Source organism: Lentzea rhizosphaerae (genome assembly GCF_042649515.1).
GTDB classification, from domain to species: Bacteria; Actinomycetota; Actinomycetes; order Mycobacteriales; family Pseudonocardiaceae; genus Lentzea; species Lentzea aerocolonigenes.
Genome location: NZ_JBHRZI010000029.1, coordinates 241,424 through 261,648, shown reverse-complemented (window position 1 = coordinate 261,648; position 20,225 = coordinate 241,424). Strand labels below are relative to the sequence as shown.

Sequence of the window (20,225 nt, the reverse complement as noted above, 5' to 3'; positions counted from 1 at the left end):
GGACTTCGATACAGGCGCTAGCCTGAGTTGGTCCGGCCAGTCGCCGGTCGCCAGTAGCGTCGACGGAGCCCTGTCCAGCGGACCCGCGCGTGTCCACCCGGAGGCGCCCGTGACGACTGTCGGCGAAGACTCGGCATCCGTGGTCCTGGACCTGCCCATCGAGCCGACGAGCACGGTGGCGGAGTTGCGCGTCCACCTGACGACCATGCTGGACGATCTCGGTGAGGACCACCGCTATGACGTGTTGCTCGTCATGACCGAGCTGGTGAGCAACGTTCTGGACCACGCGGCGGGCATCGGCCGGCTTCGTGTCTTCCGGTGCGAAGCTCCCTGCGAGATCACCATCGAGGTCGACGACACCTCGGCGCTGCGGCCTGTGCACGGGCGCTCTCGGCTCGGCGGTATGCGAGGCCGCGGCATCGTGGTGGTCGACAACGTCGCCCGCGAATGGGGTACGAGGTCTCTGTTCGACGGCGGTAAAACCGTGTTCGCGGCGGTGGGCTGCGACGGGCTCGACCGGATCAGCTTTGCCCGGCCGGACTCGACTCGCGGCAGTTCATCTCCGCCCACACGACCTTGTTCGTCGCGGTCACGTTGAAGCCCCACCCGTGAGACAGCTGATCCACGAGAACCAAGCCGCGGCCACGTTCCCCGCCAGGCGCCGAAGCCCGCAGTCGGGGGAGATGCGTCCGGTCGCTGTCCTCGACGTCGATGTGCAGCAACGAATTCGGCAGCTGGCACAACCGGAGCTTGACGGGTGGCCGACCGTGATCGTTGGCGTTGCTGACCAGTTCTGTGACAAGCAGCTCAGCATCTTCCACACAATCGGTGTCCAGATGGGACAGTGACTGTCGCACGGATCGCCGCAGATCGCCGAGCGATGGTGTCGCATCGCTGCTCAGGTCCACGGTCAAGACAAACCCGCGATGCCCGTTGAAAGAGGCTGTCACAAGTCCCTCCAGGGTTTCGGTGCATGCACGGGCTCTCTGTCGTGTACCCGACTGCGGCCGGTCAACACGCATCACGAGCTGTCGTCCGTGATGGCGCGCAGTACTGTCAGGTGATGACCGATGAACAGGGCGGCCCTTCTCTCCAGCCGACGCTGTCCGAGTGGCTCAAAGCCCGCGAGGAGACAGCGCACCATCTGGCCGCAGGTGCCACGCCACCCGTTGACGCGCAGTGGGTCCAGCGGCTCGCTGACCTGCTCGCCACCGAGCGCTCGTGGCAGGACCAGTACACCGAACTCATCGCACTCGGCAGCGCGGGTGGGCAGTTTCCCTCGTCCAACCGCTGAGGCTCGCCGACACCCACCATCGCGAAGAGGTGTACTGTCGAGGTTGGGTCGATGCGTTTCGCATCCCCAGTCATCCACGCGCCGTGCAGTCACTCGGTTCCGCACCACTCGACCACGCACGAGACGCGAAGAAAGCTGCAACGATGAGAAATTCTTCTTTGCCTTGTCCCCGAACGGAAAGCACCCAGTGACCCTGCCCCCGGCGAACCACCTGTTCAGCCATCCCGAGACGCACGACCCAGTCGCGACATCCAGTTCGCCTGATCCCGAACAGCCGTCCTGGACGAACCTGTTCCAGGAACCGGTGCCGGCCCAGCGAGCTTCCTCAGAGGGCTGAGAGCACGTTCGCGACCTTTCTCACGTGGGCTCTCTGCGTTCTGCGCCCAGCGCGTCCACATCGATCCTTCCGGCGACAACCGCTTCGGCGACGGCGCTGAGGTGCTGGTGCCGGCTTCTCGAGTAGCGGCGCAGCGCCTCGAACGCCTGGCTCATGCCGATGCTCAGCCGTTCTGAGAGAACGCCTTTCGCCTGTTCGATGAGCACTCTGCTCTGCAACGCGTGCTGCAGCTGGCCGGCCAGCAGGTCTCGCCGCGTGATGATCTGAGCCTGCAGCAGTCCGATGGTGGCCACGTCCGCCATGGCCTGGGCGACCCTGATGGTCGACTCACCCAGCGCACCCGCCTTGACGGTGAACAGGTTCAACGCGCCGATGGTCTGCGCTCGCAGCCGCAAAGGCAAGGCGTGCACCGCACCGAACCCCGCGTCGAGGGCGGCCGACGAGAACTCGGGCCATCGCTGTGGCTGCTCGGCAAAGCTGGCCACCGTCACCGGTGCGCTGGTGAGGTAGCACTCCATGCACGGTCCCCGCCGGTCCTGGAGTTCGAACAGCTCGACCAGCCGCGCCGCGTCGCTGGACGCGCCCACGACCTGGAGCTCGCGGCGATCGTCCGCGAGCAGGATGCCCGCGGCGTCCACCGCCAGCGTGTCGACGCAGCGGTTGGCCAACAGGTGCATGAACTCGACCGGGTCGAAGTCGGCGACCAGCGTGTCGGCCAGCTCGACGAACGTCTCTGCCAGGTTCTCCATCGACATGCGGCCACCTCTGGTAGTTCGCCGGATGGGATCACGCGAGTCCCGACGCGCTGCCCGGACTCAGCCGCAAACGCCGGGCAACGACTTCGTGGGCGACCTCGACCACCGGCTGGTCGTGGGCGAACGCGTGCCCCCGCAGTCGCGCGAGGGCTTCCTCCATGCTCACACCCAACTGGACCGACAGCATCCCGGTCGCCTGGTGGACCTCGGCACGGCTGTCGGAGTGCAGCCGGGTCAGTTCGTCCAGTGCCAACGAGAGGACGACCTCGGTCAGGACGTGGACGTCCAGAATCTGTGTCGTGGTGAGCGGACCGGGCCGGTACCGGTGCAGAGCGAGCGCTCCGATCCGGACGACGCCACTGCACAACGGGAACACGAAGATCGCGGACGCTCCGGCTGCGCAGGCGGCCGGCACGAACAGCGGCCACCGCAGCCGGTTCTCCCGAGAGTCCAGCTCCGCCACCAGGACCGGCGTTCCGGAGCTCAACGCGTCCTCACCGGGGCCTTCGCCCAGGACGAACCTCAGGTTCTCGAGGCGCCCACCCGTCGCGTTCGTGGCGTATCGCGACTCGCCCCGCCCGGTGCCGTTCACGAGTGTCAGCTGGGCCCCGCTCACGCCCGCCAGGTGAACGCACACCTCGCAGGCGGCTTCGACCAGCCGCTCACCGCTCACTCCGTTGCTCGGACCGCGGTGTCCCTCAGCTTGCGGGCCAGGCGCTCCGGCCTCGGCCAGCGCACGTCGGTGACCCAGCCGAGTTGTTCGAAGATCCGGATCAGACGCGCGGAGACGTCGATCTGGCCGCGGCGAACTCCGTGGCGGGCACAGGTGGGGTCGGCGTGGTGGGAGTTGTGCCACGACTCTCCCATCGACAGGATCGCCAGCGGCCAGAAGTTGGCCGACTTGTCGCGTGCCTCGAACGGGCGATCGCCGATCATGTGGCAGATCGAGTTGACCGACCAGGTCACGTGGTGCAGTGCCGCGACCCGGACGAGGCCGGCCCAGAAGAACGCCGTCAGCGCACCCCACCAGCTCCACGTGATCAGCCCGCCGAGCACCGCGGGAGCGATCAGCGTCACCGCGGTCAACGCCGGGAACCAGCGGTTGACCCGCTGGATGTCAGGATCGGCGAGCAGGTCGGGGGCGAAGCGTGCTGCGTTGGTCAGCTCCCGCCGGAACATCCAGCCCATGTGGGCGTGCCAGAAACCTTTGGCGAGTGCGACGGCCGACGTGCCGTACAACCAGGGCGAGTGTGGATCGCCATCGCGGTCGGCGTAGGCGTGGTGCCTGCGGTGATCGGCGACCCAGCCGATGATCTGGCCCTGCATCGCCATGCTGCCGGTCATCGCGAGCGCGATCCGCAGGGCGCGGTTGGCTTTGAAGGCGCCGTGGGTGAAGTAGCGGTGGAAACCGACCGTCACGCCAAGGCAGGTGAAGGTGTAGAAGAAGATGGCGAGCCCGATGTCTGCCCAGCCGAGTCCCCAGCCCCACGCCAGCGGCACGGCTGCAACGAGGGCCACTGCCGGAACGACCGCGAAGAGCTTCACCAGGAACATCTCGAACGGGGTCTTCTCGCCCGAGAACATCGGTTGTGGCCCAACCTGAACTCGGGGAACTGATGTGCTCACGCCACGAACCTCCAGAACGGCAGCTGCATCTCCGCCGCCGGGGTCTGGGGCGATCGGGGTAGGTCACTCGGAAGTAATGGCTACCCCGGTCGTGGTGGTGACGAAACCTCACGTCACCTCTTCCACAGTGGACGGTTCTGGGCGAGGTCGGCGGCCGGTTGCGCGAGAACCGGCCGCCGGTTCGTCAGCCGGTCAGAGAACGCGCACGGAGACCGCTCGCGGTCCCTTGTCGCCCTCGCCGATCTCGAACTCCACCGGCTGGTTGTCCGGGATGCCCCCGAAGGCGTAGCCGTTCACCTCGGAGTGGTGCAGGAACAGGTCCGGCCCACCGTTCTCGGGCGCGATGAAGCCGAAACCCTTGCTGCCGCTGAACCACTTGACGGTGCCTCGGTTCATGCACGTGCTCCTTCCACAGGCCGGAACACGTCGAACGCCTCCGGGAAAGTCGGGGTGGTGTGCTGGTCGTGTCGCGGGACCGCGCCACGGGAGCCGTGTGGCAGTTTTGCCAGGCCGAGCATGGACAGCAGTTCACGGCAGTCGCCCGCATCGCGAGCGTGTTCCGCCACTCGTCTTGCGGCCTGGTGTTGTTGGACGACTTCCGCTCGTTCCGCGGACAGTCGCGCTTCGGCGAAGTCGACGGCTGCGCGGGATCTGGAAGGGGGAGGCTGGCTGTCCGGCAACAAGCCGGTGCTCCTGTCTCCGGCCGGAGAACCACCGGACCGGACGGGATCGGGGACCGCGTCGGCCGGATGCCGTCGGCTGGACCCCAACACGTCCCACAGTAGCCGAATGTCGCATGCCGTGGGTCAGTCGCGACCGGGCGGGCCGAGCGTCGCGGGTGCGGCCGGGTCGAGGTCCGCCACGCGAAGGCGGAACACCTGCAGGTCGAGGCCGAAGTACTTCGCCGTCTCACCGACCCACTGCATCCCGTTGTTCCGCAAGGTGGACGAAGCGCGGGTGTTGCCAGCCCGGACAACGGCGAACACCTCGTACACGTCCTGGCTGAACGCCCACGCGGCGAGGGCGTGGGTCACCTCGGTGGCATAGCCGTTGCCCCAGGTGTCCGGACGTAGTTGCCAGCCGACCTCCAGATCCTCCCGGCCAGGTGGCAGCGGGAGCAGGAGAGCGCCGCCGATCAACTGACCGTCGGAGGTGCGTTCGACCGCCCAGCGGCCGGCCGGGGCCGGAAGACGGGCGCTTTCCGCGTTCCACTGCTGCAGCAACAACCTCATGGCGGCCTCGTCCGGGACCTGGTCCATTTCGGGGCTCAGCCAGCGGGTCACCTCGGCGTGGCCGTAGACGTCCAGCGCGGCGGGTGCGTCGTCGACGCGCCACGGGCGCAACATCAACCGGCGCGTCGTCAACACGTCGGCTGCGGCGAAGGCGGTTCGTGACTCTGGCATGCGGATACTCCGATGATCGGTGCCGGAACGAGAGGACGCGCGTGTCAGCGCGTACGCCTGGCAGGCGGAACGAGCACAGGCGTCGTGACGGCCGGATCCGTCGACAACGGCCGCCAGCCCCCGGCGAAATGCGGATTCCGCGTCAGTCTGTGACCGCGTGATGCGGCCAAAGCCGCAGTGGTGCAGAGCTGCTCCGAGTTCATCTCGGCGCTCCCGCCTCCAGCCGAACCGGCCGGGCTTCCTGATGCGCCCAAGGCGGCACCAGCTTGAGCGCTGCTGCACGACGTGCCCTCGGTAATCCCACCGTACTCCGCTGTGGGCAGAACCCGCTCAGCGCCATGACGGGGCCAGATCCTCTTCCGCCTGAACGACCATCGACTCGAGCACCGGCCCGCCGAACGTGGTGACCATCGCGACATCGGCGGCGTCACGGCCTCTGCCGATGACCACGCGTCCCTTGCGGGGCTCGTTGTTGCGCGGGTCGAAGGTCCACCAGCGGTCACCCAGCCAGACCTCCATCCACGCCGCGAAGTCCATCGGAGCGCCGTCGGGAGGCACGTCCAGGTCCGGCAGGTAGCCGAAGACGTACCGGGCTGGAATGTTGAGGGCGCGGCAGAACGAGATCGCCAGATGCGTGAAGTCACGGCAGACACCGAAACCCGCGGCGTTGACGTCGGCCGCGGTGGACAACGCGGTGGAGGTGCCGTAGCCGAAGCTCAGCGACTCGTGGACGTGCCGGCAGATCTCGCGCACCCGGCCGTAACCGGGCGGATGAGCACCGAACCTCGACCACGCCTCGTCGCCCAGCACGTCGGACACGCAGTATCTGCTGGGCAACGTGTACAGCAGCACGTTGTCCGGAAGACCGTCGGGCAGTGTCTCCGGCACCGTGTCGTCCACGTCCTCCGTCCTGTCCGGGACGTCGACCCACGCGCTGTAGTGCACTGTGGACAGACCAGGAGGCAGCACCACTCGGGTGTTGCGGTTGCCGTACAGGTCGAGATGGTGCCGCATCGGGACGTCCGGCTTCACGTCCAGGTGCTCTTGGCTCAGCCGCACGTCCGCGCTCCACAGCGGGCGCACGAGGAACACCGCCGGCGTGGGCACTTCGGCGCGGTAGGTGAACGCACAACCGACGCGGAGCAGTCGGGTGCCCCACGTCAGTTGCGTCGCGCCAGTGCCGTAGTGGCGCGAGTTCAACGCACCCGCTCGGGGATGTGGTCCAGCGCGCGCAACACGTGCACCGCGAGATCCCGTGCGGCCTTGCCGTCGAGTTCGGTTCGGCCGGTCAGCACGTCCTCCACCATCTTGAGCCTGCGCTCATATGCGGATGTGTGGGTCGATGTCGTCATCCAAGTCCTTGCGTTGTTTGTTCGGGTATGCAGGCGCTGCCGGCACCGAGGGCGTCTACAATGGACTCATCGGCCTCGCTGTCGTGCAGCAGAGCTTCGACGGTGTCGGTGTTTTCGCGGCGGGCGGCGCGCATCATGGCGTGGTGGGCGGCGGAAGGGCTGGTGTCGGGCGGAACGAGGAGCAGGGTGAGGCGACGCCGGTCTCCCGCGACGACGTCCACGGTGTGCGGCGGCCTCGACCAGAACCCGCTGAGCCGGACCCGCACGCCGCCGGCGGCGACCTCCGATGGCGCGGTCTCCCACTCGGTCAGGTTGTAGCTCACCCGCGGTATCTCGCCCAGCCGAACTGCCAGCACCGCGAGCAGCGCGGGCAGTTCGGCGGCGAGGTCCCGGGAACGCGGCCACCAGGCACCGTCGACATACCCCGCGGTGAGCGCCTTCGGCCGCAACCGCAATCGCAGCGGATACCGAGGCTGCTCGTTGGCCGTGACAGCCGGAGGGGCCATGGAATGGTGAGGAGCCGACGTCATGCCGGGACTCCCGTCTCCGGCCCTGAAAAAGGGCCGGTTCAGGTTTCGCCGAGTGCGACGTGAGCTTGACTGCTCAGGTGCGAGATGCTCTCGGCAAAACCGACACTACACGCTTTCCGGCCTGATCGACCGAAACGGCGTCCACCACTTCAGGGCGCGTAACGTTCCATGCACTCGGCGAGGTCCGACCACCCCATCAGCGGCGGGCCTGCCACCGGGGTCTCCGGGGCACCGAGGCGTCCCATGGACTCGGCCACCAGAGCTGCCACGGCCTCCGGCGCCTGCACGATGTCCCCGGCCGAGCGGGCGAGCACGATCCGAGGCTCGGCGGGATCGGTCTCGATCGACACCGCCCAGCCCTGCGTCGCGCTCCAGACGAGCATGACGTCACGATCCGGGTGAGCCGCGGCGCGGCCGCCGAGTGCGATGTAGGCCGTAGCGGTGTCGGTGACCTCGAAGCTGATGCCGTCGCGCGGCACGCCGAGAGCCTCGGCGACCTTCCCCACATACCGTTCGAGGGCGCCCGCCAGCAGGTACGTGCCCTCGGACGTGGCGTTCCGGCCGCGCAGGACCCGATCATCACCGATGGGGGCGGTCACTGCCATGCGGACCCCGCCTTCCTCAGATCGCTGCGGAGCCACGGCGGGCGGGCTCACAGACCGCGGAGGTGACGAAGCGAGTGGATGAGCCGATCGACGGCCCTGCGCCTTCACTGTAGCTGCTCGGAGCCGGGATGAAGCGCTCACGACACCTGGGAGCGCGCACCGCAGCGGTGCGCGCTCCCGGGGAGAGCAGTGAGCCGTTCAGTCCTTCTTGGAGGCGTCCTTGACCTTCTCGGCCGACTCACTCAGGTGACCCTTCGCCTGGTCGACCTTGCCCTCGGTTTCCAAGCCCTTGTCGTCGGTGCCCATGTGTCGTTCCCGACACCCGGATCTCAGACGCGACTTCTGCCTCCGGATGCCCGTTCAGCTGGACCTCAACCGTCCGCGCCTCATCGGCCGGGAGTTGCAGGTGTCGACGGCACCATTTCGGGTGAGCTGCACGGAACGTTTGCGGTTCACGCGTTCGAGTTCACCTGCGGGCGGCGCACAGAAGCGTCCACCGTGGTGCGCCGAGCACTTGACCTGAAGGTCATCACGACATCGAGATCATGGATCAGTCACACGACGCAGCACTACGGCACGTCGGCAATCGCCTCGTCGGCACCCTTCATGGCTGCCTTGCCACCCGCACGACCTGTGACGAGGCCACCGCCTGGGGCCACCACGCCGCGACGGCAGCGGCCTGACCCCGTAATCCCAGGGATGTCCTCGGGCTCGCAAACCATGATCCACAGCGAAGAAACGGAGAATGCAAAGAAGCAGGTAGAGACGAATCTCTACCTGCTTCTCTGAAGTACGCCGCCAGGGACTCGAACCCCGGACCCGCTGATTAAGAGTCAGCTGCTCTAACCAACTGAGCTAGCGGCGCTTGTTCACGGTGCCGTTTCCGACGAGAAGAACGTTAGCACAGGGCATCCAACGGGTTTTCACGCGGGGGGTCGCTCCCCCTGTTCGAACCCCGTGTGGATCAGCCACTGCGCTGCCGCGTACGTCGGCATCACGCCGGCCGTCGCCACCCGTGCCGCACGTCCTTTGAGGACGAACCGACTCGCGCCGAGCAGGGCGTCCGACGCCGCGAACAGGGCCGCACCACCGAAAACTCGTCGTGAGCCCGCGCCTCGGACGGTCGACGCGGCGGCCACCATCGTGCCCAAGGTCAGGGCGTAGAGGCCCACCGGCTTGCCCATCGGACCTGCTGCGCGGGCGAACGCGTAGGCGCCGGCGGCGGACGCTGCGACGATGGGCACCACCGCCTTGCGGGCGCCCGGTGTCGAGCGGCGGGCCAGGGCTGCGGTGTAGCCGACGTGGGCGACCAGGAAGCTGAAGAGTCCTGTTCGGAACGCTCGGTCGGAGTCGCCCAGCAGCGCCACGTCGCCCGCCCACGAGCCGGCCAGGCCCACGGCCATTCCGGGGTCGCGGGGAGGGTTGGCGACTGTCAAAGCGGGCATCAGAGCCGTCTTCGTGACGAAGCGCGCGGGCTTCGCGGAGCGCACGGCTGCCGCGATCGAGTCCACGATCGCGGCAGCCGCGTACAGCTTGTTCTTCATGAGCACCCCTCGTCTTCGAGGTGCTCACCTTAGGCTCAGCTCAGCGTCAGCGCTGTGTCGTCGATCACGAACGACGTCTGCAGCGACACGTCGAACGTCTTGAGCGCGTAGCCCGAGGCCGCGTTCGTGTTCGACAGCGTGCCGAGCGTGGTGCTGCCCGCCGTGACCGTCAGCGTCGCCTTGCAGCCGGCGGGGATCGTCACCGACTGGGAGCTCGTTCGCCGGGGGAGCCGGTGGTTCGTCGAGGTGAATGTGGTGGCGGAGCAGGGAAAGGACCGGTTCTCGACCGATCGTTAACAAATACTAACTTATTTGCACACAACTATTCGTGCATATATGTAGGGATTGATGCCGCACATTCCTGTGTTGGGGTTGTTGAACGATTTGCCCCGAGAAGTCTGCGCAGTGCGGTTGGGGTGTGGCCGAGGTGTTCGCGCACGGTCCGGCACAGGTGCGCCTGGTCGGAGAAGCCGAGGTCAGCGGCCAGCACGGCCAGGCGGGATTCCCCTCGTTCCAGCCGGTCCAGCGCGCGGCCGACCCGAACCCTGTTGCGGTAGCGGGTCAGCGACACCCCGAGCTCGCGGGTGAACGCCCGGCTCAACCGGTACGGCGAGACGCCGAGCAGCTCGGCGAGGGGGATCAGGCCCGCCGCGGCCGGGTGGTCGTCGCCGATCACACCGCGCGCCCTCGCCACCAGCGCCCTGTCGCCGGTGCCGTCCGGGACCGTCGTCGTGACGACCTGCCCCACGACCTCCGCCACCAGACCGGCCACCTCCTCGGCCACGTCGTCCGCGGTGCGGGTCGCTGCCAGGAGCCGCCGGTGGGCGAGGTCGAGCCTGCCGTCCACGTACAGCGACGAGCGGGCCAGGCGCGGTGCCTCACCGGCCACGGCGTGCCACAGGCGGGGCGTCAGGCCGATCGACGTGCACACGTCGCCACCGGCGGGATGGGCGAAGTGCTCCTCCTCACCGGGCAGGCCCAGGTAGCCGACGGTGCGGTCGAGGTCCGCGACCTCACCGCGGGCGCGCCGCCGGAACCCGCCGCGTTGCACGAGCACCAGCCGCACGTCCTCCCTCGGCTGCTCGCCCTTCCAGCCCCGGTGGTCGTCCAGGCAGTCCACGACGGACACGCTGAACTCCGGACGCGCTGCGAGGTCGACGAAGGAGAGCACGGTTCCAGGCTAGGCCGGGGGTCTGACAATTTCGGCGCAAGGATCTTCAAGACCCGCGGGCGGGCACGACGCAGGCTGGTGCGCAGCACAACCTCGTAAGGAGCAGACATGCCCGCATTGGCCCAGCTCACCACGATCGTCCTCGACTGCGCGGACCCCGGACCGCTGGCCGAGTTCTACCGCGCCGTCACGGGGTGGGAGGTGACCTCCAGCGGTGACGAGTACGTCTACCTGGGCTCCGACGGCGTCCAGCTCGCCCTCGTGCGCGTCCCCGACTACCGGCCGCCCTCGTGGCCGGGCCCCGACAAGCAGGCCCACCTCGACTTCCAGGTCACCGACGTCGACCTCGCGGTCAAGCAACTGCTCGAGCTCGGCGCCACCAAGCCCGACTTCCAGCCCGGCGGGGACGAGTGGACGGTGCTCGCCGACCCGCAGGGCCACCTCCTGTGCCTGGTCGCGTGATGGCGTCGATCATCAAGGAAGTCGTCATCGAGTCGAGCGCGGACGACGTGTGGAAGGTGGTCGGCGACTTCGCCACGGGTCCCTCGCGCATGGCACCGGGGTTCGTGGTCGACACGAAGCCCGAGGGCGACCGCCGGGTCGTCACCTTCGGCAACGGCTCTGTGGCCGTGGAGCGGTTCATCAGCCTCGACGACGATCTGCGCCGCCTCGCCTACTCGGTCGTCGGAGGCACGGTCCAGCCGGAGCACGACAACGCGGTCTTCCAGGTCGTGGCCGACGGTGAACGGCGGTGCCGCGTGGTGTGGACGCGCGACGTGCTGCCGGAGGAGCTCGCCGCCCCGATCGCCGACGCGATGTCGCGCGGTCTGAGCGTCATCAAGCAGACTCTCGACCGGTGAGCGGGGCGCGGTAGGCAGCGCGGTCCTCGTTGTCCGGCCGCAGCGCGCGGTCGTCGCGAACGAGCCTGCGGACCGCGTTGAGGACGGGTTCCGGGGTGAGCGCCGCGACGGTGGCCAGGGTGCCGACGTACCGCGGCACCGCGATCTCGGCCCTGTGGCTGGACACCGAACGGACCACGGCGTCGGCGATGGCCTCCGGTGTCACCTTCGGTATCGGCTTCATGTCCAGGCCGGACGCCGGCGCGGTGCTCACAGCGGACGGCGAACTTGCCCGCGTTGTACACCGGCAGCAGACCGGCCAGCGACGCCATCAGGTCGTGCCGGCCGACCAGCCCGAGGGCGGGCCACCTCAGCCGCGGCAGCGGTGGCCTCGTTCCGGCGCCGTCGACGAACGAGTCGAGGGTGGCGACGATCTCCGCGACCGAACGCCCGGAACCCAGCAGTGCCACCACTTCCGAGCCCGCCGAGGTGCCGACGAGCACCTCGGCGGTGCGCGCGTCCCAGTCGAGCCGGCGTTCGACGGCCTGCAGGGCGATGGCGGTCCAGGCGAACCCGAGCGTGCCGCCGCAGCCGATCGCGAGTCCGCGGCGGGTCATGCCGGCGTCGCCGCGAGGACGGGCGAGAAGCTGTAGTGCTCCACCGGGAAACGGCTCGCGGCCCGGTGCGCGCTGATCGTCGACGTCGGCCGCAGCAGGGTCGCTTCGCCGTGCTGGTTGAAGTAGTAGCTGTGCGCGGTGGCGCACTGCCCGAGCGAGAACACCGAGTTCTGGGCGACCCTCGTGCGCATGCGGCCGAGGAACTCGTCGTTGGCGCGCTGGGTGATCTCGAAGATCGAGGCGCCGCGGGAGCGCATGGCGGTGAACAGCCGCCGGATGTGCTTCATCTGGCACTCGATGGTCGTGAAGTACGACAGACCGCTGTAGGAGTACGGACTGTTGAGCGACAGGTAGTTCGGGAAGCCCGGCACGGTCACGCCCTCGTAGGCCTGGAACCGGTTCTGCCGCCACCACGCGCCGAGGTCCCTGCCGTCGCGACCGACCACCTCGAACGCGGGGAAGTTGGTGTCCCACAGGTTGAATCCCGTGGCCAGCACGAGAACGTCGATGTCGGTGCGGCCGTCGGCGGTGACCACACCGGTGGCGTCGATCCGTTCGATGGTCGCCGTATCGAGGTGCACGTGCGGTCGCGTGAAGGTGCGGAGGTAGTCGTTGGAGAACGTGGGCCGCTTGCACCCGAAGGAGTAGTCAGGCGTGAGCTTGCGGCGCAGCTCCGGATCGCGGACCTGGCGGTGCAGATGCCTGCGACACCACCACTCGGCCACTCGGTTCGCGACGCGCAGCTGCTTGTAGTGCACGACTCCCGAGATCATCATCAGTTCGAGGACCGAGCTGCCCAGCCACCGCACGGCTCGTTGCACGAAAGGCAGGCGCGCGAACAGTTTCCGCACCGCCGGTGGGATCGGGTAGTCGGGTTTGGGGCTGACCCAGATCGGTGTGCGCTGGTACACCGTCAGCGCCGACGCGGTCTTCGCGAGCTCGGGAATCAGCTGCACGGCGGTGGCACCGGTGCCGATGATCGCCACCCGCTTGCCCGTCAGATCGGCCGGCTCCCAGGCCGCGGTGTGGACGACCTGGCCCCGGAACGACTCGATGCCCTCGATGTCGGGAGTCTTCGGCATCGACAGGAAGCCGGTGGCGGTGACCAGGTAGCGCGCGGTGAAGGTCTCGCCGTCGGTGACGACCTCCCAGTGGTCGTCCTTCCAGGTCGCGCCGGTGACGACCGTGCCGAACCGCATGAACCGGCGCAGGTCGTACTTGCGCGCCACGTGCTCGGCGTACCGCTTGAGCTCCTCGCCCGGCGCGAACAGCCGTGACCAGTGCGGGTTCGGCTCGAACGAGTAGGAGTACGTCGAGGACGGGATGTCCACGGCCAGTCCCGGATAGCGGTTGACGTGCCAGGTGCCGCCGAGGTCGTCCTCCCGCTCCAGAATCAGCAGGTTCTCGAACCCGAGCCGCCTGAGCTCGATCGCCGCCCCCATGCCGCCGAACCCGGCGCCGACGACGATCGCGTCGTGCTGCGGAGCCATCCGGACCTCCTGGCGGAATCGCATGTCAGTTCCGGAACCGTATGTCAGTTTTCGGGTGATCACAAGAGTCCGCAGGTCATAGACTTGGCCCCATGACGTCCAGTGCCGAACCCGTCAGCCGTGGCGAGCGCAAGAAGCAGGAGCTGCGCCGCGAGATCATCGACGCGGCGTTCGACTGCTTCGCCGAACGCGGCTACCACGCCACCGGAATCGCCGACGTCGCCACGCGGCTCGGCATCGGCCACGGCACGTTCTACCGGTACTTCCAGAACAAGCGGGACATCGTCGACCACGTCGTCGACGACCTGGTCGCACGCATCACCGGCGCGCTCACGGCGGAGAACGCGCCGGACGCGGTGTCGACGCTCGCCGAGTACCGCGAGCAGTCCGCGCGCATCGGCGAGGCGCTGGGCCGCATCTTCGGCGAGGACCCCCGCGTGCCCCGCCTGCTGCTGTTCGAGGCGCCCGGCATCGACAGGGCGATGTCCGAACGGATCCTCGACCTGTTCGACCTGGCCGCCGCGCTGACCGCCGCCTACCTCTCGCACGGCGTCGAGCTGGGCTACCTGCGCGCGGACCTCGACGTCGACAACACCGCCAGGGCCATCAACGGCATGATCCTCGGCACGGCGATCTCGTCGCTGCGCACGCCGGACGCCCAGGCGGCGCAGAGCGAGGCGCTGCGGCGCGTGATGTACGACGGGATCGCCGCGCGGGACTAGCCGAGCCAGGCCCGAGCGGCCACGACCAGCGCGTCGACCCCGGTGGACAGCGTCGGCTCGATGTCCGGCGCGAACTCGGGGGAGTGGTTCATGGCGACGGGCTGACCGGGTTCGCGCGTGCTGAAGTCGGTGCCGCCGAAGAACCAGAACACCGTCGGCACTCCCGCCGCCGTGCCGAACACGCCGACGTCCTCGCTGGCGTTGACCACGGCGCCGGGGATCAGGTTGTGCTTCCCGAAGTGCTCGGCGAAGGCCTCCACCGTCCTCGCGGTCGCGTCCGGATCGGACACGAGCACCGGAGTGCCGTCGTACCAGTCGAACTCGGGCTCGCGCGGCGCCCCGGACGCGGTGGCCTCGGCGCGGACGATCCGTTCGACGGCGCCGCGGACGATGCCGCGGACGTGCTCGTCGAACGTCCGGATGTTGATCCCGATCTCGGCCGTCTCCGGGATCACGTTCTCCTTCGTGCCGGCCTGCAACCGTCCCACCGTGACGACGGCACGGTCGCTGGGTGCGATCTCGCGCGCGACGATCCCCTGCAACCGCACCACGGTGTGCGCGGCCATCAACACCGGATCGACGGCCGTCTCGGGAGCCGATCCGTGGCCGCCGCGCCCGAACAACGTGACGCGAACGGAGTCGGAGGCCGCCATCAACGGGCCGCTGCCGTGCGCGATCATTCCGGCGGGCAACGGGCTGACGTGCTGCGCCAGCACGACTTCCGGCTTGCCGAACCTGTCGAACAGCCCGTCCTCGACCATGTTCCGCGCGCCGCAGCCCAGTTCCTCCGCCGGCTGGAAGACCACGAGCAGCGTGCCCGACCACTCCGCACGGGTCCGCGCGAGCTCCGCGGCCGCCCCGACCAGGCACGTGGCGTGCATGTCGTGCCCGCACGCGTGCGCCACCGGCACGTCCTCACCGTCGGCGTTGGTCGCACGGACGGTCGACGCGTACGGCAACCCGGTCTTCTCCTGCACGGGCAACGCGTCGATGTCCGCCCTGAGCATGACGAGCGGGCCGTCCCCGTTGCGCAGCACTCCGACGACACCGGTGCCGCCGACCCCGGTCGTGACGTCGCAACCCAAGGGGCGCAAGACATCGGCGAGCACGCCCGCCGTGCGGAACTCCTGCAGCGACAGTTCGGGATGGCGGTGCAGGTCGCGGTAGAGCTCGTGCAGGTCGGTCATGGCCAGATCCTGACGAGTGCGGGCGGGCAATGCAAAAGGCCCCGACCGGCGAACCGGTCGGGGCCCTCTCACATCAGGTAGATCAGCCGATCAGACGCGTGCCGCCCCAGCCCCAGCCGCGCTCGGTGCCGACCCACTCACCGGTCTCGCCGGTCTGGACCCACGCGTACTCCATCAGGACGCCGTCGGTCCGGATGATCGTGAAGTGGTCGGCGTCGCCGCCCGCGATCAGGCGGATCCAGCGCCTGTCGCCACCCTCGTGGAACTCCTGCAGGCCGGTCGAACCGTTGACCCACCAGGAGAGGGAGTTGAGGGCGTCACCCTTGATCTCGATGAACAGGTACGGGTCGAGACCCGTGATGCTCTTCGTGCCGCCCCAGCCCCAGCCCTTGATGACCTTGGAGAGGACGTTCGAGCCGTCGAACGTCCAGTAGGCCAGCTCGCCCTGGTTGTTGATCTCGATGAACTGGTTGCCGCTGACACCCGTGATCAGGCGGGCGTTGTTCCAGCCCCAGCCGACGACGGCCTCGTTGTAGGCACCGCCGTTCCAGGTCCACTTGGACAGGCGGCCGTCGCCCTTGATCTCGAGGAACGTCTGCTCGTCGAGGGTCGTGATGGTGCGGGTCCCCTGCCAGCCCCAACCGCGGACGTGCTTGGCGTAGGACTCGCCCGACCGCTGCCAGTGGACGAGCTCACCCGCCCCGTTGATCTCGAGGAAGGACTGGCCGTTGGTCGTGGCGGTGGACATGCTCCGCTCACGCTCAACGCCCTTGAACGTCTTGTCCCCCTGCGCGAGGCTCGGGTTCGCGCTGACGATGGTGACCATCGCCGCGATGCCGAGCACAGCTGCCATTGCGCGCTTGAAACGCATGATTCGACTGCCCCCATAAACAATCAGTCGTGTACTAGACGCAGGCCATCTTGGCCTGAGAACGCGCAGGTCACAACACATTTGTGTGCTATGTGAAACGTGCGTGACACCGAGAGCGATGGAAGGGGTGCGAGGGAGTCTGTGCAGCACTGGGCACACGCGTGCGGGTGGTCGAGCTTTGAGACGCGTAAGCGGGTCGAGACGAATCCGAACCAGCTTCTCCAGCGACCTCAACCGAGGGCTCGAACTCAATCCCTCTGATCAAGAGCCTCGGCTGAGCCTCCCCGCCGGTCCTGCCAGCTGATGCCGGCGCAAGGACGTGACGTGAGCGATCGCCTTGGTCATCGCGGCGGTCGATGCATGACGCTTGACCTCGTGTTCGGCACGCGGTGGAACCCGTTGACAGGCGGATCCTGACGACTCCACCGCTCGCCACTATTCGGTGTGACGGGCACCACGGATGTTACTCACCGTGTCCCAAGGGTAGCGCCTGTAGACCGGTCGGCCGATTGTTCCGAAGAGAACGCTGGTCGAAGCTGGCTGTCGCTGAGGGGGATGTGTTCGACTTTGGGGGGATTTTTTGATGCGCCGCAGACCGGCGCGCGCTTTTTGCATGCGCGCATTCGCACTTGTGCTGGCTGTGTCAGCTGGATCCATCACGCCAGTTGCGAACGCCGCTCCGGCACCGAACGAGTTGCCGGACGGGGCGTCTGCCCTGGCAGCGGCGCGGAAGTTCGACAAGCCGGTGAAGGTTTCCGGGCTCACGACGGAAGCGTCGGAGACTGTGGCGAACCCGAACGGCACGATGACGTTCGTCCAGACGCTCAGGCCGGAGCGGGCCAAACGTGGTGGCAAGTGGGTGCCGGTCGATACCAACCTGCGCAAGCATGCGGACGGTCTGATCCGCTCGGAGGCGACCTTGGTCGACCTCACGCTCGCCGGAAAGGGCATGGGCACGCCACTCGCCGTGGTGGCCAAAGACGGCTTTGAGGTCGGGTTGAGCTGGCCCGAGGCGCTGCCGGAGCCGACGGTCGAGGGTGCAACGACGAAGTACTCGGAAGTGTGGCCCGGCGTTGATCTTAAGGTCGTCGCGTCCGCAACCGGGTTCAGTCAGGTGCTTGTGGTGAAGACCTCCGAGGCAGCGAAGTCGGAGAAGTTGCGCAAGATCACTTATGGCTCGCACGTCAAGGGCGGAGTGCTGAGCCAGGTCAACGGCTCGCTGCAGGTAAAGGACGACAAAGGACGGATCCGGTTCACCGGTGACGCCTCACAGATGTGGGACGCCACCGGTCGCCCGGCAAAGATGGGTGTCGAGATCACAGGCGACACGATCTCCGTGCTGCCCGATCAGGCGTTCTTGGCCTCACCTGAGACGAAGTTCCCGGTGTCGATTGATCCGAGCTACAGGTGGGCCGGCTACAAGAACCACCACGCGGTGGCGCAGGAATTGGCTCCGGATGCGCCGAACTACGACCGTACCGACGGCGAGCTGGGGGATCTCAAAGTGGGTTGGCATCCCGCGACTGGTTTCTCGGTCTCGTACGTCGAGATGGACATCGCGCAGATGGTCGGCAAGAAGATCCACTCGGCGAAGCTTGCGATGACTGTGATCAACTCTGCGAACTGCGATCTGGTCGAACCAACTGCCGCGTGGCACACCGGGCCGATCGGTCCTGGCACCACGTGGCGCACCGGACCCCAGTGGTACACCAAGCAGTCGACTATCAACAAGAAGAACAACGCCAAGTACTGTCCGACTGACGGACTGACAGAGTTCGACGTGCTCGGACAGATGCGATACCAGGTCGACAACGGGTACACGAGCATGACCGTCGGACTGTCAAGCGACAACTACGCGGTGAACGACAAGGCGTGGCGCCGGTTCGACCTCAACCCCGTGCTGCGTGTCGAATACAACTCGTACCCGCTCCCGGCGTCTGACCGCAGCCTGGAGCGCGGCCTGCTGCCCTGCCGCGAAGGCGGGGCCGCCAACCTGGTCTACGTGCCGACCAGGACGCCTCGCATGCGCGCCAAGCTGCAGGACCCGGATGGTGGTTCGTTGTGGTCGTACTTTCAGCTGTACAAGTGGGTCGACCGAGTTCCCCAGCGGATCGCGGCTTACCAGAACCAGGACACGCCGTCAGGATCCTATTCGGAGGCTGAGATACAGCCGGACACGATCACCCAAGACGGTCACTACTTCTGGACCGTGGGCACCGGTGATGGTGAGCTCGAGACCGTGGCCGGAGGACTGGGCACTTCGTGCGAGTTCATCGTCGACACGGTCAAGCCGGTTGCCCCGCAACTGAGTTCGGTCGAGTACCCCTCCTCGCAGCCTGGTGGTGGTGTCGGCGTGACCGGCACGTTCGAGCTGGACTCGGTGAAGTCTGCGAGCGGCGACGTGGCGAAGTTCATCTACTCCTTCACCTCGGACGGTGGTGACTCTCTCAACAAGGAGATGCCTGCCAACTCTGATGGACGAGCGACGATCCGGTGGACGCCGAAGACGGCGGGTACGCAGACGCTGTTCGTCAAGACGGTGGACCGCGCGGGCAACCTTTCCGACCTTCAACGCTACGAGTTCATCGTGCTGGCTGGTGGGCACCCAGTCGCGCACTGGCCGCTGGACGGAACGCTGACTGACACCAACGGTGGCAATGCGTTGACGCCCGGAGGCAACCCGAACCTGGCCGCGGCTGGTTACGCGGGCAAGGGTGCAGGGTTGAACGGCACGCAGGACTACTTCACCGGTGGCGCGGTGGTGGACACGTCGAAGAACTTCACGTTGGCGGCGTGGGCGAAGGTGGACAGCGGTGACTTCGGCCGCGCTGTTCTGGCGACGGCGGATTCCTCTGTGTTCAGCTCAGGTCTGTACTACGACCAAGGGGCCAAGCGCTGGACGTTCGGCATGACGGCCGCGGCTAACAAGGCCGACCTCAAGGTGGTGCGCGCAAGAGACGAGGCGCAAATCGGTGTCTGGACCCACCTCGCTGGCACTTACGAAGCCACCACCAAGACGCTCACCCTTCACGTCGATGGCATGAAGCAGGGTGAGGTCGCGGGGCTGGAAAGTTGGCAGGCTTCGCAGTTGCTCGTGGGGCGGAACCGCTGGAACGGCCAGGACTCCAGTGGTTTCGTCGGCACGATCGACGAGATCAAGATGTACAACCGGACGCTGAACGACGCTGAGATCAAGGTGCTGGCCAAACAGGCAGGCATTCGCGCCCACTACAAGATCGCTGAGGGCGTCGGTACCTCGACCAGGGACGAGGTAACGGGCAGGAATGCCACCTTCGGTGGCAAGACCAGTTGGGAGCAGGGCGGCAGCTACACTTCGCTGCTCCTCAACGGACCTGGCGCGGACGGTGATCCGCAGGATCTCGAGGCATACGTGTCGACCCCGAGCCCAGGAATCCGCACGGACCGTTCCTACACGGTGTCCGCTTGGGCGAGGCTGGATCTGGAGGCTCACGAGGACAAGCCCAGGACGATCGTGAGTTTGGTGCAGGACGGCGCCTCCCAGCTCGATCTTCGCTACAGCGGTGCATCGAAGAAGTGGGAGTTCGTGATGGGCGGCACCACTGTGGAGACCGCCTACCGTGCGGGTCTGAAGAAATGGGTCTATCTGACCGCCGTGCACGACACGACGAACTCCGAGATGCGGCTGTACCTCAACGGTGTGTACATCACCAGGGCGCCGTTCACCGGCGGGTCGGCGTTGACGGAGTCCACTTTGGAAATGGGCAGGCTCACACCTACCACCGCCGTGGGTGCGTTCTGGAAGGGCGGCATCGACGACGTGCGGGTCTACGTCGGCGCGCTGTCGGATGAAGAGATCCTTGCCCAGGCCGTTCGCAGCTGATCCGGCACTTTCGCCTAACA

General features: G+C 67.4%; 23 protein-coding genes, 1 tRNA gene and 1 pseudogene. 6 read left to right on the top strand and 19 right to left on the bottom strand.

The window, feature by feature from the left end:
- On the top strand, window positions 1-598 hold a 598-nt coding region (locus tag ACFOWZ_RS33600), incomplete at its 5' end, for an ATP-binding protein (RefSeq protein WP_382377973.1).
- Here ACFOWZ_RS33600 and ACFOWZ_RS33595 read toward each other — a convergent pair.
- Entirely contained in the window at window positions 522-1,022 is a 501-nt protein-coding gene (locus tag ACFOWZ_RS33595) for an ATP-binding protein (protein WP_382378083.1), read from the bottom strand. The two genes, ACFOWZ_RS33600 and ACFOWZ_RS33595, sit on opposite strands and share 77 nt — an antisense overlap.
- Window positions 1,023-1,063: 41 nt before the next feature.
- On the opposite strand from ACFOWZ_RS33595, the gene ACFOWZ_RS33590 reads away from it, so the two are divergent.
- Window positions 1,064-1,294 (top strand): hypothetical protein, encoded by a 231-nt coding sequence (locus tag ACFOWZ_RS33590; RefSeq protein WP_382377972.1) that lies wholly within the window; start codon window positions 1,064-1,066, stop codon window positions 1,292-1,294.
- Between the two features lie 357 nt (window positions 1,295-1,651).
- On the opposite strand, the gene ACFOWZ_RS33585 is transcribed toward ACFOWZ_RS33590, so the two are convergent.
- The 13 genes from ACFOWZ_RS33585 to ACFOWZ_RS33525 all read right to left on the bottom strand — a co-directional run bounded on the left by ACFOWZ_RS33585 (window position 1,652) and on the right by ACFOWZ_RS33525 (window position 10,617).
- A complete protein-coding gene (locus tag ACFOWZ_RS33585) occupies window positions 1,652-2,386 on the bottom strand; it encodes a GAF and ANTAR domain-containing protein (RefSeq protein WP_382377971.1) in 735 nt (244 codons plus the stop codon).
- A gap of 31 nt (window positions 2,387-2,417) precedes the next feature.
- Window positions 2,418-3,059 (bottom strand): GAF and ANTAR domain-containing protein, encoded by a 642-nt coding sequence (locus ACFOWZ_RS33580; RefSeq protein ID WP_382377970.1) that lies wholly within the window; start codon window positions 3,057-3,059, stop codon window positions 2,418-2,420.
- Window positions 3,056-3,970 carry an acyl-CoA desaturase gene (locus ACFOWZ_RS33575; protein ID WP_382378082.1) on the bottom strand — a complete coding sequence of 305 codons (915 nt, stop codon included), beginning with the start codon at window positions 3,968-3,970 and terminating at the stop codon, window positions 3,056-3,058. Before ACFOWZ_RS33575 ends, ACFOWZ_RS33580 begins: the two co-directional genes overlap by 4 nt.
- 234 nt (window positions 3,971-4,204) lie before the next feature.
- Window positions 4,205-4,408 (bottom strand): cold-shock protein, encoded by a 204-nt coding sequence (locus tag ACFOWZ_RS33570; protein ID WP_382377969.1) that lies wholly within the window; start codon window positions 4,406-4,408, stop codon window positions 4,205-4,207.
- 410 nt (window positions 4,409-4,818) lie between these two features.
- Entirely contained in the window at window positions 4,819-5,415 is a 597-nt protein-coding gene (locus ACFOWZ_RS33565) for a GNAT family N-acetyltransferase (protein WP_382377968.1), read from the bottom strand.
- 330 nt (window positions 5,416-5,745) lie between these two features.
- On the bottom strand, window positions 5,746-6,615 hold the full coding sequence (locus ACFOWZ_RS33560; protein ID WP_382377967.1) for a transglutaminase-like domain-containing protein: 870 nt from the start codon (window positions 6,613-6,615) through the stop codon (window positions 5,746-5,748).
- Complete coding sequence (locus ACFOWZ_RS33555) at window positions 6,612-6,767, bottom strand: DUF6307 family protein (RefSeq protein WP_382377966.1); 156 nt, start codon at window positions 6,765-6,767, stop codon at window positions 6,612-6,614. Before ACFOWZ_RS33555 ends, ACFOWZ_RS33560 begins: the two co-directional genes overlap by 4 nt.
- Window positions 6,764-7,273, bottom strand: coding sequence for a DUF5994 family protein (locus ACFOWZ_RS33550; protein WP_382377965.1), 510 nt, complete (start codon window positions 7,271-7,273; stop codon window positions 6,764-6,766). Before ACFOWZ_RS33550 ends, ACFOWZ_RS33555 begins: the two co-directional genes overlap by 4 nt.
- 173 nt (window positions 7,274-7,446) lie before the next feature.
- Entirely contained in the window at window positions 7,447-7,902 is a 456-nt protein-coding gene (locus ACFOWZ_RS33545) for a DUF6292 family protein (RefSeq protein ID WP_382377964.1), read from the bottom strand.
- 791 nt (window positions 7,903-8,693) lie between these two features.
- Window positions 8,694-8,767, bottom strand: a tRNA-Lys gene (locus ACFOWZ_RS33540).
- 58 nt (window positions 8,768-8,825) lie between these two features.
- Window positions 8,826-9,446: a lysoplasmalogenase gene (locus tag ACFOWZ_RS33535; RefSeq protein ID WP_382377963.1), complete on the bottom strand. Its 621-nt coding sequence runs from the start codon at window positions 9,444-9,446 to the stop codon at window positions 8,826-8,828.
- Between the two features lie 35 nt (window positions 9,447-9,481).
- Window positions 9,482-9,649: a hypothetical protein gene (locus tag ACFOWZ_RS33530; protein ID WP_382377962.1), complete on the bottom strand. Its 168-nt coding sequence runs from the start codon at window positions 9,647-9,649 to the stop codon at window positions 9,482-9,484.
- Between the two features lie 119 nt (window positions 9,650-9,768).
- Window positions 9,769-10,617 carry a helix-turn-helix transcriptional regulator gene (locus ACFOWZ_RS33525; RefSeq protein ID WP_382377961.1) on the bottom strand — a complete coding sequence of 283 codons (849 nt, stop codon included), beginning with the start codon at window positions 10,615-10,617 and terminating at the stop codon, window positions 9,769-9,771.
- 108 nt (window positions 10,618-10,725) lie between these two features.
- Between ACFOWZ_RS33525 and ACFOWZ_RS33520 the strand changes: the two genes are divergently transcribed.
- Together ACFOWZ_RS33520 and ACFOWZ_RS33515 are read left to right on the top strand one after the other, a co-directional pair.
- Window positions 10,726-11,079 (top strand): VOC family protein, encoded by a 354-nt coding sequence (locus ACFOWZ_RS33520; protein WP_382377960.1) that lies wholly within the window; start codon window positions 10,726-10,728, stop codon window positions 11,077-11,079.
- Window positions 11,079-11,477 carry an SRPBCC family protein gene (locus ACFOWZ_RS33515; protein WP_382377959.1) on the top strand — a complete coding sequence of 133 codons (399 nt, stop codon included), beginning with the start codon at window positions 11,079-11,081 and terminating at the stop codon, window positions 11,475-11,477. Before ACFOWZ_RS33520 ends, ACFOWZ_RS33515 begins: the two co-directional genes overlap by 1 nt.
- On the opposite strand, the gene ACFOWZ_RS33510 is transcribed toward ACFOWZ_RS33515, so the two are convergent.
- The 3 genes and pseudogenes from ACFOWZ_RS33510 to ACFOWZ_RS33500 form a co-directional block, all read right to left on the bottom strand.
- Window positions 11,455-11,700 (bottom strand): hypothetical protein, encoded by a 246-nt coding sequence (locus ACFOWZ_RS33510; RefSeq protein ID WP_382378088.1) that lies wholly within the window; start codon window positions 11,698-11,700, stop codon window positions 11,455-11,457. The genes ACFOWZ_RS33515 and ACFOWZ_RS33510 overlap by 23 nt on opposite strands.
- Before the next feature lie 79 nt (window positions 11,701-11,779).
- Window positions 11,780-12,073, bottom strand: a pseudogene (locus tag ACFOWZ_RS33505) (patatin-like phospholipase family protein); the annotation flags it as partial.
- Window positions 12,070-13,563, bottom strand: a complete 1,494-nt coding sequence (locus ACFOWZ_RS33500) for a flavin-containing monooxygenase (protein WP_382377958.1) — start codon at window positions 13,561-13,563, stop codon at window positions 12,070-12,072. The gene ACFOWZ_RS33500 and the pseudogene ACFOWZ_RS33505, both read right to left, overlap by 4 nt.
- A 92-nt stretch (window positions 13,564-13,655) precedes the next feature.
- Between ACFOWZ_RS33500 and ACFOWZ_RS33495 the strand changes: the two genes are divergently transcribed.
- Window positions 13,656-14,285: a TetR/AcrR family transcriptional regulator gene (locus tag ACFOWZ_RS33495; protein ID WP_382377957.1), complete on the top strand. Its 630-nt coding sequence runs from the start codon at window positions 13,656-13,658 to the stop codon at window positions 14,283-14,285.
- Here ACFOWZ_RS33495 and ACFOWZ_RS33490 read toward each other — a convergent pair.
- The gene (locus ACFOWZ_RS33490; RefSeq protein ID WP_382377956.1) at window positions 14,282-15,472 is read right to left on the bottom strand and encodes an amidohydrolase; all 1,191 of its coding nucleotides are present in this window, start codon (window positions 15,470-15,472) and stop codon (window positions 14,282-14,284) included. The genes ACFOWZ_RS33495 and ACFOWZ_RS33490 overlap by 4 nt on opposite strands.
- 82 nt (window positions 15,473-15,554) lie before the next feature.
- Entirely contained in the window at window positions 15,555-16,343 is a 789-nt protein-coding gene (locus tag ACFOWZ_RS33485; RefSeq protein ID WP_382377955.1) for a hypothetical protein, read from the bottom strand.
- A gap of 583 nt (window positions 16,344-16,926) precedes the next feature.
- On the opposite strand from ACFOWZ_RS33485, the gene ACFOWZ_RS33480 reads away from it, so the two are divergent.
- A complete protein-coding gene (locus ACFOWZ_RS33480; RefSeq protein ID WP_382377954.1) occupies window positions 16,927-20,205 on the top strand; it encodes a LamG-like jellyroll fold domain-containing protein in 3,279 nt (1,092 codons plus the stop codon).
- Window positions 20,206-20,225: the final 20 nt, after the last annotated feature.